This is a genomic window from Streptomyces sp. NPDC001890 (assembly GCF_042891445.1).
Taxonomy (GTDB): Bacteria; Actinomycetota; Actinomycetes; order Streptomycetales; family Streptomycetaceae; genus Streptomyces.
In genome coordinates this window covers 193367-209668 of the sequence record NZ_JBIATE010000014.1, presented here as the reverse complement: position 1 = coordinate 209668, position 16302 = coordinate 193367, and the positions used below count along the sequence as shown (strand labels likewise).

Sequence of the window (16302 nt, the reverse complement as noted above, 5' to 3'; positions counted from 1 at the left end):
GTCGCGCCAGGAGTGGCGGCCGCGCAGCGAGAACAGCACTCCATGGCCTGCCACCAGCGGCCCTCCCGGTCGGTGACAACGGCCAGGACCGTCGCCCCGCCGCACCTCCAGGGCTGGGCACGCATCTGCCGGTCGGTGGGACGGATGTGGGCGTGGCAACTCTCCGCCCTGCACGCGCAGTACGCCTCGGCCCGAGGCGGCGTAGCGGCCTTCAGGTGGGCCTTGAGGTGGGCGACCGCGGCCGCGCGGCCGGCGGCCGTGGCCGGCAGGCGTTGCTCAGCGCAGGCTGGGCGACTGCACGAGACACGCACTCCTGAACTGCCTCGCCCGGCGGGGTCCAGGCGCACAGTCCATCTGCGTCCCAGGACCCGATCGTCCAACTCACTCGCCGCGGCCTGCGTCATCCCGCTCTTCCTCCTGTGCCATGTCCCTGCCGCCTGCGCTTTCCCGTCATTACGGGCGGGGCGTGTTCGTCGAGCCCACCGTACGCGTCAGGCGGCCCAGTTGACCGGGAAACTCGCCTTGCGACCAGCGCGAGCACCGTTCCCCAGCGGGGATTCGGGACTGGTCCGACATCGGTGCTGCCGTTCGGCGGCCCCTGAATACCGGCCGTCCCGGGGCCAGATCACCCGCCAAGCAACCGGACTGGCACGACGTCAGCGGGCCACGCATTCCCACCGATCGGGTGATCTGACCAAGTGAGAAGAATTACCCCTTGAACAGCCTTGAATGATGAGCAGGACCTCGACTGTCAGCTGCCTACCCATCTCCACGGTGCCCTGTGCACTCACCTCAGCTGTCTACGGTGTCCGAGGACAGGCGGTCGGGGCAATCCATCCGGATGGAAGCCGACGACGTACTCGCTCTTCCGGCCAGACCGTCTCGCTCAGATCATCTGATCATCGGTCCGAGTGTGTCCTTGGGTGATGGGCAGTGGGCGCGGATTGAGCCGTTGCTACCGAATCGCAGGCCGAAGCGGAGAGGTCGGGGGCGGGTGTTCACCGCACTGCTGGCCCGAGCTGACCAGCATGCGGCCGGGGCTCACAAAGGGGGCTACGGACGGTGAGCCCGGTGATCGCGCCATCGGCCGGTCCCGCAGCGGACTGACCACGAAGATCCACCTGGCAGTCGCGGCCGCGGACCACCCGCCTTCGACCGCAACGAGTACAAGCAACGCAACCTGTCGAGTGGTGCAAGAACCGGCTGGAGCAGTCGCGCGGCCTTGCCATCCGCTACGAAACGACAGCCGCCATTCACCTAGCTGGACTCCACGTGGCCGGCATCTTCATCTGACCTGCCCGCTGACCCTCCACGTCAGTGAGCAACGCCGGTGTTCAGCCCAGCCGCTTCTGCTCCGAGCGCCCCGGTCAAATATCGCATGTGCAGGGCATTCCTGGACGCCGCGAGGAAGACTACGACAGGACTGCAATACGGGCGATCGCCAAGGAAGCATGCCTCGAAGACGACCTCACCACCCTCAGCGAAGGAGCGAGTCTGAGCCCTTGCCCGTCGTCTCCCACCGAAATCAGAGACCAAGAGGCCCCCACCACATCGATCAGGAACGCGATCACTTGGGCAACGCACCCACTCCTGGTTCGCGGCGTGGTCGCCTCCGCCCCAATTTTGATCGCAAGGCTCGCGTCCGAGCATGCGTTCAGTCAAGTGCCTACGTGCTCTGTCCCCAGCCGCACCTGACGATCCGAACAGAACGCCTAGCATGTCGGCATGACGGAGCATCCCGGGTTCGGCGCGATATTGACGTGGCTGCTGGACCACAGAGAGCTCAGCGCACAGGAGTTGGCCGTCCGCGCCGGGACGGCCACGAACGACGTCCAAGCAGTGCTCGCGGGAAAGAGCCCCGGCGAGATGCTGCTCCGACGGCTTGCATCTGCGCTGGGTTTGCACGCTGTCGATCTGTTCATTCTCGCGGGGTGGGAGGTCCCGGAAGACCTGGCCCCATTGGATGCCACGGCCGCGACGTGGACGGCGAGCACGGTGACGGATGCGGTGCGCCTGCCCGCAGCGGGGCGCTGTGAAGTTCTCCGGCTGATCCGCTCACTACCACAGGAGGAACGTCGCTCCGGTTTCGCCCCGAAGACGCTGGTACCCGTCGCCGGCGGTCCGGGCGCTCGGGTCGTCCGCATGCTCCAGTTCCGCAACCTGAACTGGATGGGCATGGCGAAGGCGCTGGCGTTCGTGACTCCCACGTATCTGTCGGCGTCCACCTACGGCGTGATCGGAGCCGGTCGCAAGGAGCTGACCCCGCGCTTGGTGACGGACTTCGCCACCCTGCTGGGGATCGACGCCGCCGAACTGGCCGCGCTGACGGGCGTTTTCCTGCGTGAGGAACCACCCTCGCCGTCCCCGGAGGCCGTGGACGCCGCGGAGCTGCTGTGGGAGATGCGACGGCTGTCCGCTGCCCAGGCACGACACGTCTCCGAGCTGGCGCGCTCGCGGCGCAGGGACACCAACGACGGCTGGCTCGACAGCCTGTCCGGACCCTGATACCTGTCGGCACCCGTCCGGCTGACCCCGAGCCTCAGTCGTATGCCCCGGGTATCCCCAGCAAGGCGGCCGGGCGTGTTCTCCTGGACAGTGGCCGGGGAGCTGGGTAGACGGCCGGTTCGTCGTGCTGGGGAAGCGGGTGAGTCAGCTCGATCGGTAGGATGCGTCCAGGTCGGGGATCTCGACAGAGGGGTGCAGAGTGACGCCATCGACTGGCTTGACCTGGGCGGCGACCAGGGCGAGCACGGCGGCCGCGAGACGGGTCTTGGTCGCGTCGGTGCGGCCGTGGAGCAGGCCGATCTCCACGTGCAGGACGGCATGCCCCTCGGTCTCGTTGCCGACGGTGAAGTCCTCGACCTGACGGAAGCGGGTCTTGCAGGCCTCCAGGCGGGCGTCAACGGTATCGACGACGATCGGGTGCAGGGCGAGCGCGAAGGCCGGGCGGTCGAAGGCCGCGTCGAGCAGGCCGGAATAGTCGACGGTGATCTGCGGCATGGCGGACAACTCCTCGGATGGGATCACATGATCAGCTCCCACCCTACGGAGGCCGGCTCAACCGATCGCCACCGCCCCGCTCAGGATCACGCCCGAACCTCTGCGGGGCAGCAGGCGGATGCCCGGAGACCTCCGGGATTGCCTGGAGTTGAAGGAGACAGCGGTGTCCGCAGCGCTGGATGATTCCCTCGACTGGTCGGATGCGACCGGCGTGAGCCGTGCTGGTGTCGACGTCAATACTCGACTCAAGGAGGTATCCGAAGTGCTGTCGTGCTCGTGCGGCAGCCTGTCGATGACCGGGGCGCTGAGGGCCGCCGGTCCGGTCTCGACCGCGTCAATGTGGCCTTCGTCCCTGTGAGCGCCGGGCAGACCGGGCTCGAAGGGGCAGGACATCCCGACCTACGTCAAGGCCGGGCCCCATGCTTACTTAGGCTCTCTCTTGATTCGAACGGGAGGGGCGGGAGCATGACGATCTGGGGACTGGTCATGGAGACGACCGTGGGTGTCGGGGAGCGCAAGCACGGGGAGGCATACGTGCTGACGCATATGGACGGCACACGCGAAGAGGCTCTGGTGGAGCTGGAGCAGCGTGCCCGGAGGCATACCCCGGAGCACCCTAGAAGTCCGAAGCGCCGTCGGCTCTTCCGGGAAAGCGACGGCTTCCTTCTGGTGATCGACGGCGCCTGGCAGTCCTTCAGCACGCGGTTCACCGTGGCGGAGCTGCTGGACGACAGCGCTGCACCGGCCTCGCCGCCGGCGCACGCGACCCCACCGGAGCCGGAGCCGGGTTCGGAGTCGGAGCCGGCGGACGCGGTGCCGGCTCCGACCTCGACACCGCCGGTGGAATGTGATGCGGACGGAGTACCGATACGGCCGAACTGGTGGGGCCGCACCGACCTTCCGTGACGACGTATGCATCCCGTCAGCGACGCCTCCAGAACGCATGGCGCCTTCGGGTTCGCGGCGCCGGGTCGCTGCGGCCGGGAAGCTCACCGCTGGACAGCCACCGCCACCGGAAGCCTGAGGGACCCGGACTTCGGGGCCGGGCAACGCTTCGACCAACCGCAGCCCGTGCTGCCGCTCGGGCCGCAGGCCGCACGACCGACGGGTCAGCCCTGGAAGCAGTTCGGCCGGAATGCGAGGCAGAACCTCGACACACGTGAACCCTGTCGGCTGATGAAGCGTGCCCCCGAGTCGATTGCGGTGCGGTGTCTCCGGTGGATCCGGACGGCGAGAGCCTGCGTGCAGGGGCGAGAACAGCTCGCTCGCCATCCACATCGCTCAACTCGCCGGCCCTGCTCGCCGAGAGGCCGTGGCAGTACGTCTTCCAACTGGCAGATCCGGGCAGTGAGCCAGCTATTGCGCCGTTGGCATGTGCGAGATCTACCTGCATGGGCGCGCTGGTGACTCCGTGACCGTCGGCAGCCTGTGACTGACTTACGACGGCCTGGAACTGCTGGAGCAGATCGCCGTGGCGGTGGAAGATGCTGCGATCCGGGTCCGTTCGCCTCGGCGGGCGGTGCCGGAGTCACTGACGGGACCGCCTACCGCGGGTGCTGCGCGTAAGGCGCGATCCTGTTCACGGCGGCGGGATGCGGCGGCCTGGCGGTGTCGTAGCCGTACAGGAGGCGTCAAGAGCTGGGTCCTGAATGAAGCCGCGCAACAGTGCCTAGCCCTGGATCGCGGTGCGGTAGACGTACAGGGCAACAACACCGGCGACACAGGCGAGGATCACCCATGAACCGAAACTGGTGTGCCTCCCTCTGCCTTTGGGACGCGCGGCCTTCCCGAAGCGTTTGGACCGCCCGGGTGCTGCACGCCCCGGCGGGACCGGAGCCGCATCGGCCGCCGCCTCGGCGAGCAGGCGACGGCAGGTCGCGGCGAGTACTCCTGTACCGGCAGAGATGGGCACCACGGCCTCCGAACGCGCCGGAGCGGTAGTGCCGCCGTCCAAGATGCGCCCCGCACGTACGAGGACCTCGTCCCGGCCGCCCGCCGGAGCGAGGCTGATCCACCGCCGTACATGCTCACCCCGGATGACCACACCGCCGGACCGCTCCCGGTAGACCGTGTGTTCCCGCCACAAGACCTCCGCCAACTCAACAGCGGTATCTCTCAGTTGTGAGCTCAAAACCTCTCCCCCTCCCCATCCGCCTCACGGCGAATCGAACAAGCATCGCACTCTAGCGGTAGGCGCGGAGAGGGATCCAACAGCCCCCAGCGATCACACCTGCCCACCCCGGGGCCGTAACCTCGGCCAGGAGCCCACGTGCCCGGCGCAACCGCAGATCCCTCTGATGGGCACTGGGAGCGAAGCCGTACGTCGCGCGGGAGCCCCGGAACAGCGCGAAGCAACTGCATCCGGCCGCCTGAGCCCGTTCGTTGGCGGCGATGTTCTCGGCGTATCGCTGTCGCAGCGGACGGCGGACCCGGGCCATGGCGGCCGGTTCCGCCCGCTCCCGCAAGTCCGGCGGGAGTACATGTCATGGGCATGCATCGGCTATGCGTACTGCGCGAAGCCGGCGTCCACGGCCTTCAGCGCGAGCCCGGGTACCCGCCAGTAGGCGGCGCGTTCTCCGGCAGACGTCATGTCCCCCTTGTGGCGTACGAGCGTTCAAGCCCCCACGCGCTTCCAGGGCGCACGCTGGACACCAGCACCTCAGCCAGCCAAGGAACTCCACGAATGACCGAGAAGACGTCGACAGTACCGATGAGCCTCGACAGGACGGAGAGAGTCCGCCTGGCCGTCTACCGCGGATTCGCACGCACCGGCCGGGCTCCGAGCGTGCCTGAACTTGCCACGTTCACCGGGCTCGCCTTGGACCAGGTACGTCAGGAACTCCGTACCCTTCACGAGCGTCATGACGTGGTCCTGGATTCGCAGGACAGTGGCCAGATCGTGATGGCCCACCCCTTCGCGTCCGTACCGCTCGGCTTCTCCGTCATGGGTTCGCACACCCTTTGGTGGGGCGGCTGTGCGTGGGACTCGTTCGCCCTGCCCCACCTGCTCCGGAACGAGCCCGATGTCCTGGTCGCCACCCGCTGCCCGGCCTGCGACACTCCGCACGCCTGGGTGGTCGGCCGAGAGGCACCCCCGAAGGGCGACCAGGTGGCCCACTTCCTCACCCCCATGCACCGGGCCTGGGACGATGTCGTGCACACCTGCGCCAATCAGCGCCTCTTCTGCTCCACCGGCTGCGTCGACTCCTGGCTGCGGCGGACGGGCCAGGAGCGCGGCTACGTGATGGATCTGGCCACCCTGTGGAGCTTCGCCGGCGACTGGTACACCGGACGCCTGGACCCGGGCTACACCCGCCGTGACCCCGCCTCCGCCTCTGCCTATTTCGCCCGGGTCGGCCTGCACGGCTCCTTCTGGGGGCTGCCCGAGTGAGCTCCCCCGCCGCTTGCCGAATGCACACCGCTTCCCGATCCTGCTGTTGTCCCCTCACGATGAGCATGGAGTTCCATATCGAGAACAGCACGACAACCACGTACGACTACGACTACGACTACGAATTCGTCTGCTCTGCACGCCAGAGCCCCTTTCCGAGCCGGTGCCGGGCGAGGAGCGCCGGCTACCGCTCTCAGTTGCTACAGGCGTCTTCGGTGTCCAGTCGCCTTGCCGACTTGAGGAGGTGTTCGGGCAGTTTTGAACTGGCCGCCAATACCTCGATGCCGATGAGGCGGCCCTGCTCGTCGAAGTCGAGGTTGATCATGCCGTCGACGTCCACCGGATCGCAGGGATACATCTGGGCGGAGTTCACCCTTTCCTGTGGGTCGGTGAAGTACACGTACGCTGCGTCAGCGGTCTTGTCGTAGGTGACCTCGATGTCTGCCACGGTGAGTTGACTCCCTTGATCCAGTTGGTGGTTGATCTCGATACTGCCCCCTCTGCCCCCACTTGCCGGCAACCCGCCCCGTGGCAGCCCTACGACACCACCGGCAATGGCTTGGCTATCCGATGCGGTCAGGGCGAGTGGTGCCGTCGTACGACTCCCGGGCGTCGAGCAGCTCGTCCCAGTGCTTCTCCGCCCAGGCGCATGCAACCGCCATCGGTCGGAGCACGCTGCGGCCCAGCGGCGTCAGTTCGTACTCGACATGCGGGGTGGCCTCGGCGTAGACGGTGCGCTTGACCAGACCATCTCGTTCCAGCGACCGCAACGACTGGGTCAGGACCTTGGGGGTGACGCGGCTCAGTGGCACGCGCAGTTCGGAGAACCGGCGCGGCCCGTGCTCAAGACAGCGGATGACGAGCGCCGCCCATTTGTCGCCGAATCGGATCGGATTGAGTGAGGACGGGCACAGTTCGTCGAACATGTCGGCGGGCAACGGTTCCCTCATGGCCTCACCCTAGCCGGTACCCCCTTGGTAACCGGGGGCTTCGGTAGCGTCCGGGAACCGGCCGTGGCGCACGAGCTCCGGCCCTGGTGAGAGGCGGTTCGTCGTGAACATTGTGGTTTTCGGGGCAGGAGGTAGGGCCGGGCGACAAGTGGTGGCAGAGGCGCACCGACGCGGCCATCAGGTCACCGCGGTGGTGCGCGAACCTGCGGGCCACGGCGACCTCACAGACGTGCGGGTCGTGGCCGGCGACGTCACGGACACGGCGAGCATCGAGCATGCGGCCGCCGGCCATGACGCCGCCGTCAGTGCCGCCGCGGACCTGTCCGTGCCGCCGCACGAGTTCTTCACATCGTCGTCCCGAGCCCTGGCCACCGGCCTGGCCAACGCAGGAGTGCACCGCCTCGTGGTGGTCGGGCTCGCATCGGTCATGCCCGGTTCATCCGGTGCCCCCTTGATGGACGAGCCCGGCTACCCGAACGAGTACCGCTCCTTCTCCCTCGGCCACGCGGCAGGCCTCGACGAACTGCGAGGGTGCGACCTGGACTGGGTGTACCTGGCCCCGGCAGGTGACTTCGACCATGAGGGCACGCGCACCGGCCGATACCGGATCGCCGAGCATGGCGACCCGGCCAGCCGGATTGCATACGCGGACCTGGCGGTCGCGCTGATCGACGAGATCGAGGCGCCCCGCCATCACCGGGCTGCCGTCAGCGTGAGGGAGGTGTGACACCCGAGGTCCATGACGGCTCGGAGTGTGCGATGCCGCTCCAGTGGCGGGATTTCTGCGGTTGAGCGACGGCCGCCGGTTCCCTCGGCGAGTCCGGTGAGGTCGGGGAGATCGGGGAGATCGGGGAGATCGGGGAGATCGGGGAGATCGGGGAGGTCGAGTATCCCTGGAAGACCGGTGAGGCCAAGACAGTGCGCGGCCATCTGTTCGTTCGAACCGAAAGCGCACCGAAAGGTAAGTACGCATTCCCCACTCGCGATTGAAAGTGCTGGGAGACTGTGCTCTCCTGCAGGACGCGACTGCCCGGAGCGGCACGGACAAGCCCGGCCTTTCGGCAGTCTGAGCCCCGAACGACTCGAACTGATATGCCGTCACTGCGACGTTGCTGATACGGAATGCGTTCCGTAGTCCGCATGCGCGGAAAGGATGTCTGACTGATGATCACATCGGCGCCCCGTGATGTCCCCGATGTCCTCGCACCGGCGAAACTCGGCCCGCTGACTTTGCGCAACCGCATTGTCAAAGCAGCGACCTTCGAGGGTGCCACTCCGAAAGCGCTGGTCACCGACCAGCTGATCGAGTACCACCGCAGACCCGCAGCCGGTGGAGTGGGCATGACCACCGTCGCGTATCTGGCAGTGGCCCCGGAGGGCCGAACCGAGCGTCACCAGATCTGGATGCGCCCCGAAGCCGGCCCGGGTCTGCGCCGCCTGACGGACGCCGTGCATGCCGAAGGCGCTGCGGTGTCGGCCCAGATCGGCCACGCCGGGCCGGTCGCCGACGCCGCTTCCAACCGCAGCCCGGCGCTCGGCCCCACCCGCCGGCTCAATCCCCTCAGCATGCGGACGACCAAGGCCGCCACCGAGGCCGACATCGCCCGGATCATCAGGGCGCACGGTGAGGCTGCGGAGATCGCCGTCGCTTCCGGCTTCGACGCCGTGGAGATCCATCTCGGGCACAACTACTTCGCCAGCGCGTTCCTCAGCCCCAGGCTCAACCGGCGCCGGGACCGGTACGGCGGCAGCCTCGCCAACCGGGCCTCGGTCGCACGCGGGGCCGCCCGCGCGGTGCGCGACGCGGTCGGCGACCGCATTGCCGTCGTCGCCAAGCTGAACATGGACGACGGTGTCCCCGGCGGCATCTGGCTGGACGAGAGTCTTCAGCTCGCTCGGTGGCTCCAGGACGACGGCACGATCGACGCGCTGGAGCTCACCGCCGGCAGCTCCCTGCTCAATCCGATGTACCTCTTCCGCGGCAAAGCTCCACTACCCCAGTTCGCCGCCGTCTTCCCGCAGCCGCAACGGCTCGGCGTGCGAGCGTTCGGCAGGCGTTTCCTGATCGAGTACCCCTATCAGGAGGCGTACCTGCTGGAGTCGGCCCGCCAATTCCGCGCGGCGCTGGACCTTCCGCTGATTCTGCTCGGCGGCATCGCCGACCTCGCCACCGCACGGCAGGCCATGTCCGAGGGCTTCGACTTCGTGGCCATGGGCCGCGCCCTGCTGCGCGAGCCCGACCTGGTCAACCGCTACATGTCCGGAACCAGCAGCACGTCCCTGTGCGTCCACTGCAACCGCTGCATGCCCACCATCTACAGCGGCACCCGCTGCGTGCTCGTGGATCCGGAACCTGTTCCCCGTCGTTGACCCGACATCCCGCCTGAGCTGCAGCCGGACACGGGGCGCGTCGGGTGCGGCCGGACGCTGGGACGGAGACGGCCGACGGCACGATTCAGCCAGTGATGTACCAGTCGTTCTTCAGGTACTCCAGGGTGGAATTGCCGAGTTCGTCCTCGGAGAAGGTGACGGAGGCCCTGATCGCCTCGACCGGAATGTCGATCTTGTCGGGTGTGCTCACAATGATGCGCTGCGGGTCGACCGTCGCGGTCTGCAGAGCCTTCTTCTGCGTGGGCGAGATCATCTGGAACACGACGGCGAACGTCGATGTGCACGGACCGAGTCCCTCGTCCTGTGCCTTCTTCGCACCAGGCCCGGCCACTTCGCAGACCGTGTCGATGTCCTCACGGCCCAGGGCGTGGAGATACTGCTCGTACCGCTGGATCGCGCCGGCCTGCGTCCTGGGCGCCGACCGGTCGCCGGTCGGCTCGACCGACGGCTGCTCCGTCCGAGCGGATGCCGACGGCATGGCCGATGTCTCGTCTCCCCGCATGGACGGGGACGACTGCGAAGGCTGCCCTTCCGTGTCCGCCTTCGTCTTCTCCGGACCGCACGCGCAGGCCACCAGCGCCACGCAGGCCGATACCGCCACGCTCGTCATCGTCCGTACTTTCATTCGATCCCCTTCAGCAGCCGACAACACGTCAACAGGTCACGCAGGATCCGGGGGAACGGTTCCCGGGCCCAGTCGGCCCGGACGGCCCGGACGGGACGTCGGCCGGCTCACGAAGGGATGCCGGACCGCGTTCGCCACTGCGCGAGGCCCCATGCCGCCCCTCCCCCGGCGCCGGCGCGGCTGACGAGAGTCGGCGGTCGCGTCGGGCATGGCGATGGGTGGACCACGCACGTCCGGCGTTCCGCGGTTTCGATGTCGTCGCACCTCCCCACGAAGTCCTTCGCCGCGTCCGAGCCGAACCTGCGAAGTGCCTGCCGATGCAAGTTCACGCGCCGCTGAGCACCTGCCGGCACCCGAGCTGTAGATCTTGATCAGCCCTCGTGAGACGCTGCCGTTCGTGATTGCCAAGCTGCAGTGTGTGGTGTTGGACTGTTCCGATGTCGGTGAACTGTCCCGGTTCTACCAGTCGCTTCTCGGCGGTGTGGTGAACCGGCCGGATCCACGGTGGTCGCTCGGCGAGGGCTGGGCGACGCTCCACACCGACGGCGGGTTCGTTCTGGCCTTCCAGCACACGGAAGCCTATCGGCCGCCTCAGTGGCCTGACTCCGCTCATCCCCAGCAGTTCCACCTTGACCTGGCGGTCGAGGACCTGGACCGGGCCCAGGAGGACGTCATCAATCGGGGCGGGACGCTGCTCGACGAGGGTGACGGAATACGGAGTTGGCGCATCTTCGCGGATCCGGCAGGACACCCGTTCTGCCTCGTTCGGGACTGAGGCGGACGACGAAGGCGTGCAGCCATCGGTGAGCGTCGTCGCAAGCTCTGCGGGCCGACGCCGAGACGGCGAGCGCAGGCCGCGGCATGGATGGCCTGCGGCAGCGCGGACCTGCTGACCGCCTACTACGCGGCGCTTTTCGCGGACATCCGACTCACCGCGCCGATTCCCCTGTACGGGCCACCAGGCATCGCCGACCGGCTGGCCGGCTTCCTCACCAACACCGCGTCGCGCAGCCCCGTCGAATCCGCCTTCGCCGTCCATGAGCTGTATGACGGTCACCGGGCGCAGATCGGCGCGCTCACGCTGACCAGCCGGGCAGTGGAGCACGGCGTCCCGGCCTTCGCCGTACGCGTCGACGCCGCGGACCGCTCACTGGTCTATTCCGGCGACACCGCACCCTGTGCGAACCTCACACAACTGGCCCAAGGGTGCGATGTGTTGCTGTGCGAGGCCGAGAGCCCCCAGGTTCCGGCCGATGGTGACCAGGTGCACCACACGCCCGAGGACACCGGAAACACGGCGAGCGGGGCCGGAGCCGGCCGGTTGATCGTCACCCACGTCGGTCGATTCCTCACCCCGCAGCAGGCGGTGGCCCGCGCCTCGGCCCGGTTCGCCGGTCCCGTCGACTACGCAGCACCTGGCGCAATTTTCGCCATCGGGGCGGCAAGTGCGGCCGAGCCCGGAAGCTGAGGCCATCCGGCATAGCGGCCGGTTGCTCGCTCATGCGTGTCCTGTCCGCCGACGCGGGGCGGGGATCCGCCTCGGCTCGGGTGCGCTTCATCTGGTGGGCAGGCGGCTCAAGGCTCCCCTGGTGGCGAGGGCCGGGCCCTCTTCCGCGGATCGGGGTGGCGGCGGCACTACCGCTCCGGTGGGAACACCACGGTCAATCATTGAGGGCTTCGGCCACAACGCCTCTCGGCGAAACGGCGCGGGGACGGCCGTCACTGTCCCCGAGCAGAACCCGGGCCGTGCAGTCCTCTTCGCCTCGCAGTCAGGAATTCCCCGGCACCGGCCCACGATCTGCTCGCCCAGGACGGACACCCGCGCCTGCCAGGAGTACGGGCGAGTGCACACGACCGTACGACGCCCCTCGTCTGGCCTGGAGTTCTTGTACCGTCAGAGCGCCCAGCTCTCCATCGGCTCGCTGATGACAACTACAGTAGGCCGTGTATCAAAAGTGGATCTTGAGCGATGAATGATCTCGGCTCATGGGGCGGGGAGATCTCACAGGCGAGCAGTGGGCAGCGCTGGAGCCGTTGTTGCCGAAGGGCACGAAGGCGGGGCGGCCGCCCTGCCTGGCCTCGGCGCCAGTTGATCGACGGTATACGGTTCCGGGTCCGGACTGGGGTTCCGTGGCGGGACGTGCCCGTCGGGTACGGGCCGTGGGGTCGGGTCTACGACCTGTTCCGCCGATGGCAGCGGGACGGCACATGGCACAGGGTCCTCACCCGCCTTCAGTCCCTGGCCGACGCGGAAGGTGCGATCGTGTGGGGCCTGAGCGTTAACTCCACAGTCTGCCGCGCCCATCAGCATGCGGCCGGGGCTCGCAAGCAGGTGACCTGCAGATGGAACCGCCGGGCGGCGTGTTCACCGAGCCTCGTGATCACGGGCTGGGACGCTCGCGCGGCGGGTTCACCACCAAGCTGCACCTGGCTGTCGAACAGGGCCAGAAGCCCACGTCGATCGTGGTGACCGCTGGGCAGCGCGGGGACTCGCCACAGTTTGAACCCGTGCTGGAGAAGGTCCGTGTGCCCCGCATCGGGCCGGGCCGGCCACGCGTCCGCCCGGATCGGGTGCGGGCCGACAAGGCGTACGCCTCCCGCAAGAACCGCGCCTATCTGCGCCGCCGCGGGATCCGCTGCACCATCCCCGACAAGGCCGACCAGGCCCGCAACCGCCAGAAGCTCGGCTTCCATGGCGGCCGGCCGCCGCGCTTCGACCCGGTCGACTACCGCGAGCGCCACGCGGTCGAGTGCGGCATCAATCGCCTCAAACGCAACCGTGCTGTGGCCACCAGATATGACAAGCTCTCGGTCCGCTACGAGGCGACCGTGCTGGTCGCGGCCATCAACGAGTGGCTGTAACCAGCACCACCACACCGCTTACCTACAGAGTGATCCAGTAACGGCGCTTGATGCCCTCGTCGGTGGTACGGACATCCTCCAGAACGCCGCCATTGCGCTCGATGGTGTGCGCCGATGCGACATTGTCGTCGTCGCATGTGATGAGGACGCGCCCCAGACCGAGCGCACGGGCTTCGGGGAGAACAGCCCCGAGAGCCCACGTGGCCAAGCCCCGTCTCCGGGCGGAGGGCCGGATGCTATAGCCGATGTGCCCGCCGCTACGGAGCAGAAAGGCGTTCAGGCGGTGTCGCAGATCGATGGCTCCCAGATAGCTGTCGCCCTCGACGAGCCACCAGTGGGTTGCGTGGACCCATCCGTCTCTCAGGGCAACTGACCTGTCCGACTGCTGCTGCAGTTGCTCAACCCACGTCGAGAAGACGGCGGGGTCGTCGAGGTCAGCCCCGGGCATGAGACCCAAGCCAGTGCCGGCTTGGTGAGCACCTGGAGACCACTCGTCACGCGCCGCGAGCCATGAAGGTTGGAGTCGACCGGTGGGTGGGATCAGTTCAGGCATGCGGGCGACGATAACACTCTCACACCCCATGTGATCAGGCATTTTATGCTGGACCGCGGCCCGCGACCGCGTCACACTTCATGGCGCGTGATCATCCACAATCGAGATCTGCTTTCAATACACGGCCCAGGCCCGCATCCGCGCGGTGCTGGACCCCGGTGTCTTCCACCGGGCCCACCAAGTCGCCGAGCACGGTGCGGGCCACGTACTCGACGACTTGCACACCGGGGCCATACAGCTGGCACACCGCACCGGACCGTCCCCGGCCGACGTATCGCACTACCTGACCGCACTACGTGGCGCGGGCCTGGTCAGCGCCCACCGGGCGGGCCGCTCCGTCCTCCACGCCCGCACCGCCACCGCCGATACCCTGCTCAAGGCCGCCTCCGCCACCTGAGGTCCGGCCAGCGCCCGGAGGACTTCCGAATCCGGCCGCTAACCGGCTCTGGTGGCGTTGCCGAGAATCTTGGTAGGAGTGATACGGACAACCACTCGGATCCTCTCCGGCGGGGCCTCCAGATACTCCTTGCCGCCACCCGGGCCGAGGTATTCCTCCGCGATGCGGACAGCCACCGCGCGCCCGGCGTCCTCGGAAACGGTGGCCGTCCCGCGGATCTCCACGTACAGGTCAGGGTTGGCCAGGTCGAAGACGGTCAGGCCGACACGTGGGTCGCGGAGTATGTTCCGCTCCTTGCGCCTGCCCTGTTCGGTGGAGATCAGCAGCTCGCCGCCGTCACGGCTCACCCAGACCACCGAGCTCTGTGGGCTGCCGTCAGGGTTGAGGGTGGACAGGACGGCGGGGTGGGTCGAGTCGAGAAGGCTGCGTACGGTGGGGTTCATCTCAATAGACATGTCGGAAGGCTAACGGCTTGCCCCGCGATCGAGATCGGGGCGTGTGGGTCTGGCGGTTCGGCTGGTGGGTGATTCAACAGGCCGTCGCGCAGACGGGCACGAGTTCGGTGCTCGTCTTGCGTCGGGTGGCGGGCTTGGCTGCGCGGTCGGAGACGAGCCCGGCGATGGCCCGATGAGTGTCGCCGTAGGTTTCGCGGCGTCCGGTGTATCGCTGCAGCGGACGCCACTGCCTGCGTTCGGCGTCGGCGTGCTCGACGCAGATCCGGCGGGAGGACTGGCGGCGGCGCATTTCGCGCCATCCGTACCTCTCGCTCAGCGGTGCGTCGTCGAGGTTTTCGGTTTCCTCGGCGGCGCCGAGATCTGGTCGGGAAGATCTCGTTGGCCAGGCCACGGTAACCCTCGTCGACCTCGGCTTTGACCCTCAGGCGGTAGCGAAGCTGCTCGGCGAGGCCTTCGGTGCGCAGAGCGGTCTGGTCGTGCATCCGGCCGGGCCGCTCGGCGCCGGACCACAGAGTGCGGCCCTGATGGTCGCTGATCGTGGTCGTCTTGATGGTGTTCTGCCTGCGCTTGCCGGAGATGAAGGCACTCCTTCCGGGACGGTTCGCCGGGGGCCGACGGACCTGGGTTTCGGTGCCGTCGACCCTCAGCGTGACGGCCTCGGCCTCGGCGTAGGCGAAGACGTCCTCCAGGGTTCGCAGCCGCAGGCCAGAACGGTCGGGCACGGCGAGCCCGCGCATCGCCAGCAGTGAGCGGATCTCGCCGACGGCACGGCCGATGGTCGAAGATCCCACTTCGTAGAGCGCGGCCAGGGCATCGTGGGTGAGCCCAGTCCGCAGGTAAACCAGGGTGATCAACGCCCGGTCGGCGAAGACGAGTTCATACCTTCTACCCGGCCCCGGCCTGGCGCCTGCGGCCACCCCGGCGCCGCTCGTGCCGGCCGGCCTCACAACGTGCTTCCCAGCGTGGCGCGAGTTTCTCGATCAACTCGCCGAGATGTTGGCGAGTGAGGCCGCACAGGGCAGGATGAGCCATGGCCGCGCGGGCCTGCTTGGTCTTCACACCTCAAGAAACCTGCTCAGCCATCGTCATGTCACGGCCGTCCCGCGATCAATCGCGGGACGGCCATTAGGGTTTACGATCGGGCAAGGCTTCGGGCAGCCCCGCGTACCAGCCCTCGACGGCCAACCAGAACCCGGCCAGCGCCAAGGCGAGGAGTGCGGTGCGTCCCGTGTACCCGGCCACCGACGGCCCGACTCCCCATCGCCGGGGCAACAACCACGCGGCCAGGGCAACCACTACACCGGCAAGGACGGTCAGCGGGAGTTCCGCGTAAAGGACGTGCCAGTCCGGCCCTGCCGCGAATCCGGCGCGCGCCCGGAGTTCGGCGTCCGCGGCCCACCCCAGCAGCCCCGCAAACCCGCCGACCAGGGCCACTCCGATACCGCTCAGTGCTTCAATGCGTTCCCTCATGATCACGGAGACGCCTGCCGCGTCATGGGGGTTCCCGAGGAGCCGATGAGTGGCCTGAGGATGAGCGCTCCCTCGGACGGCTCCAGCTCTCGCAGGACTGACTGCCAGCCCGCTCCCCATCGCGGGGGAGGCCGTAATCGGGCTGTCCGGCGCTGCGCACGGAAATTCCATCGTGCGAGATCGGCGAGTTGGGCTCTCGGCCGCACTG

General features: G+C 68.0%; 17 protein-coding genes and 2 pseudogenes. 10 read left to right on the top strand and 9 right to left on the bottom strand.

Annotated features, from left to right (window positions below):
- Positions 1–1725 precede the first annotated feature (1725 nt).
- Positions 1726–2505 carry a hypothetical protein gene (locus ACFYY1_RS28615; protein ID WP_388590719.1) on the top strand — a complete coding sequence of 260 codons (780 nt, stop codon included), beginning with the start codon at positions 1726–1728 and terminating at the stop codon, positions 2503–2505.
- Positions 2506–2649: 144 nt separating this feature from the next.
- Here ACFYY1_RS28615 and ACFYY1_RS28610 read toward each other — a convergent pair whose 3' ends face one another.
- Entirely contained in the window at positions 2650–3000 is a 351-nt protein-coding gene (locus tag ACFYY1_RS28610) for a 5-carboxymethyl-2-hydroxymuconate Delta-isomerase (RefSeq protein ID WP_388590718.1), read from the bottom strand.
- Positions 3001–3163: 163 nt separating this feature from the next.
- Here ACFYY1_RS28610 and ACFYY1_RS28605 point away from each other — a divergent pair, with 163 nt between their 5' ends.
- Together ACFYY1_RS28605 and ACFYY1_RS28600 are read left to right on the top strand one after the other, a co-directional pair.
- Positions 3164–3358, top strand: a complete 195-nt coding sequence (locus tag ACFYY1_RS28605) for a hypothetical protein (RefSeq protein ID WP_388590716.1) — start codon at positions 3164–3166, stop codon at positions 3356–3358.
- A gap of 107 nt (positions 3359–3465) precedes the next feature.
- On the top strand, positions 3466–3906 hold the full coding sequence (locus ACFYY1_RS28600; protein ID WP_388590714.1) for a hypothetical protein: 441 nt from the start codon (positions 3466–3468) through the stop codon (positions 3904–3906).
- Positions 3907–4669: 763 nt separating this feature from the next.
- Here the strand turns inward: ACFYY1_RS28600 and ACFYY1_RS28595 are convergent.
- Positions 4670–5131 (bottom strand): hypothetical protein, encoded by a 462-nt coding sequence (locus tag ACFYY1_RS28595; protein ID WP_388590712.1) that lies wholly within the window; start codon positions 5129–5131, stop codon positions 4670–4672.
- A gap of 552 nt (positions 5132–5683) precedes the next feature.
- On the opposite strand from ACFYY1_RS28595, the gene merB reads away from it, so the two are divergent.
- Entirely contained in the window at positions 5684–6391 is a 708-nt protein-coding gene (gene merB, locus ACFYY1_RS28590) for an organomercurial lyase (protein ID WP_388590710.1), read from the top strand.
- A 193-nt stretch (positions 6392–6584) separates the two neighbouring features.
- Here merB and ACFYY1_RS28585 read toward each other — a convergent pair whose 3' ends face one another.
- Together ACFYY1_RS28585 and ACFYY1_RS28580 are read right to left on the bottom strand one after the other, a co-directional pair.
- The gene (locus tag ACFYY1_RS28585) at positions 6585–6839 is read right to left on the bottom strand and encodes a DUF2283 domain-containing protein (RefSeq protein ID WP_388590708.1); all 255 of its coding nucleotides are present in this window, start codon (positions 6837–6839) and stop codon (positions 6585–6587) included.
- 115 nt (positions 6840–6954) lie between these two features.
- A complete protein-coding gene (locus ACFYY1_RS28580; RefSeq protein WP_388590706.1) occupies positions 6955–7341 on the bottom strand; it encodes a winged helix-turn-helix transcriptional regulator in 387 nt (128 codons plus the stop codon).
- Positions 7342–7444: 103 nt separating this feature from the next.
- On the opposite strand from ACFYY1_RS28580, the gene ACFYY1_RS28575 reads away from it, so the two are divergent.
- Complete coding sequence (locus tag ACFYY1_RS28575; RefSeq protein ID WP_388590705.1) at positions 7445–8068, top strand: NAD(P)-dependent oxidoreductase; 624 nt, start codon at positions 7445–7447, stop codon at positions 8066–8068.
- Positions 8069–8505: 437 nt separating this feature from the next.
- On the top strand, positions 8506–9711 hold the full coding sequence (locus tag ACFYY1_RS28570) for an NADH:flavin oxidoreductase (RefSeq protein ID WP_388590703.1): 1206 nt from the start codon (positions 8506–8508) through the stop codon (positions 9709–9711).
- Positions 9712–9796: 85 nt separating this feature from the next.
- Here the strand turns inward: ACFYY1_RS28570 and ACFYY1_RS28565 are convergent, their stop codons facing one another.
- Positions 9797–10333, bottom strand: a complete 537-nt coding sequence (locus ACFYY1_RS28565) for a hypothetical protein (RefSeq protein ID WP_388590702.1) — start codon at positions 10331–10333, stop codon at positions 9797–9799.
- A 421-nt stretch (positions 10334–10754) separates the two neighbouring features.
- On the opposite strand from ACFYY1_RS28565, the gene ACFYY1_RS28560 reads away from it, so the two are divergent.
- The 3 genes and pseudogenes from ACFYY1_RS28560 to ACFYY1_RS28550 all read left to right on the top strand — a co-directional run bounded on the left by ACFYY1_RS28560 (position 10755) and on the right by ACFYY1_RS28550 (position 13219).
- Positions 10755–11132 carry a VOC family protein gene (locus ACFYY1_RS28560; protein ID WP_388590700.1) on the top strand — a complete coding sequence of 126 codons (378 nt, stop codon included), beginning with the start codon at positions 10755–10757 and terminating at the stop codon, positions 11130–11132.
- Between the two features lie 102 nt (positions 11133–11234).
- A pseudogene (locus ACFYY1_RS28555) lies at positions 11235–11825 on the top strand (MBL fold metallo-hydrolase); the annotation flags it as partial.
- A 518-nt stretch (positions 11826–12343) separates the two neighbouring features.
- A pseudogene (locus ACFYY1_RS28550) lies at positions 12344–13219 on the top strand (IS5 family transposase).
- Positions 13220–13241: 22 nt separating this feature from the next.
- On the opposite strand, the gene ACFYY1_RS28545 reads toward ACFYY1_RS28550, so the two are convergent.
- Positions 13242–13772, bottom strand: coding sequence for a GNAT family N-acetyltransferase (locus ACFYY1_RS28545; protein WP_388590698.1), 531 nt, complete (start codon positions 13770–13772; stop codon positions 13242–13244).
- 145 nt (positions 13773–13917) lie between these two features.
- Here ACFYY1_RS28545 and ACFYY1_RS28540 point away from each other — a divergent pair, with 145 nt between their 5' ends.
- Positions 13918–14169, top strand: coding sequence for a winged helix-turn-helix domain-containing protein (locus ACFYY1_RS28540; RefSeq protein WP_388590696.1), 252 nt, complete (start codon positions 13918–13920; stop codon positions 14167–14169).
- 38 nt (positions 14170–14207) lie between these two features.
- Here ACFYY1_RS28540 and ACFYY1_RS28535 read toward each other — a convergent pair whose 3' ends face one another.
- The 3 genes from ACFYY1_RS28535 to ACFYY1_RS28525 form a co-directional block, all read right to left on the bottom strand.
- A complete protein-coding gene (locus ACFYY1_RS28535) occupies positions 14208–14624 on the bottom strand; it encodes a PPOX class F420-dependent oxidoreductase (protein ID WP_388590694.1) in 417 nt (138 codons plus the stop codon).
- Positions 14609–15541, bottom strand: a complete 933-nt coding sequence (locus ACFYY1_RS28530) for a transposase family protein (protein ID WP_388590692.1) — start codon at positions 15539–15541, stop codon at positions 14609–14611. Before ACFYY1_RS28530 ends, ACFYY1_RS28535 begins: the two co-directional genes overlap by 16 nt.
- Before the next feature lie 208 nt (positions 15542–15749).
- On the bottom strand, positions 15750–16094 hold the full coding sequence (locus ACFYY1_RS28525) for a hypothetical protein (protein WP_388590690.1): 345 nt from the start codon (positions 16092–16094) through the stop codon (positions 15750–15752).
- Positions 16095–16302: the final 208 nt, after the last annotated feature.

Coding starts and splice junctions, on each gene's coding strand:
- ACFYY1_RS28525 (WP_388590690.1), bottom strand. CDS start 16,094: ATGAGGGAACGCATTGAAGCACTGAGCGGTATCGGAGTGGCCCTGGTC.
- ACFYY1_RS28600 (WP_388590714.1), top strand. CDS start 3,466: ATGACGATCTGGGGACTGGTCATGGAGACGACCGTGGGTGTCGGGGAG.
- ACFYY1_RS28570 (WP_388590703.1), top strand. CDS start 8,506: ATGATCACATCGGCGCCCCGTGATGTCCCCGATGTCCTCGCACCGGCG.
- ACFYY1_RS28535 (WP_388590694.1), bottom strand. CDS start 14,624: ATGTCTATTGAGATGAACCCCACCGTACGCAGCCTTCTCGACTCGACC.
- ACFYY1_RS28580 (WP_388590706.1), bottom strand. CDS start 7,341: ATGAGGGAACCGTTGCCCGCCGACATGTTCGACGAACTGTGCCCGTCC.
- merB (WP_388590710.1), top strand. CDS start 5,684: ATGACCGAGAAGACGTCGACAGTACCGATGAGCCTCGACAGGACGGAG.
- ACFYY1_RS28545 (WP_388590698.1), bottom strand. CDS start 13,772: ATGCCTGAACTGATCCCACCCACCGGTCGACTCCAACCTTCATGGCTC.
- ACFYY1_RS28615 (WP_388590719.1), top strand. CDS start 1,726: ATGACGGAGCATCCCGGGTTCGGCGCGATATTGACGTGGCTGCTGGAC.
- ACFYY1_RS28610 (WP_388590718.1), bottom strand. CDS start 3,000: ATGCCGCAGATCACCGTCGACTATTCCGGCCTGCTCGACGCGGCCTTC.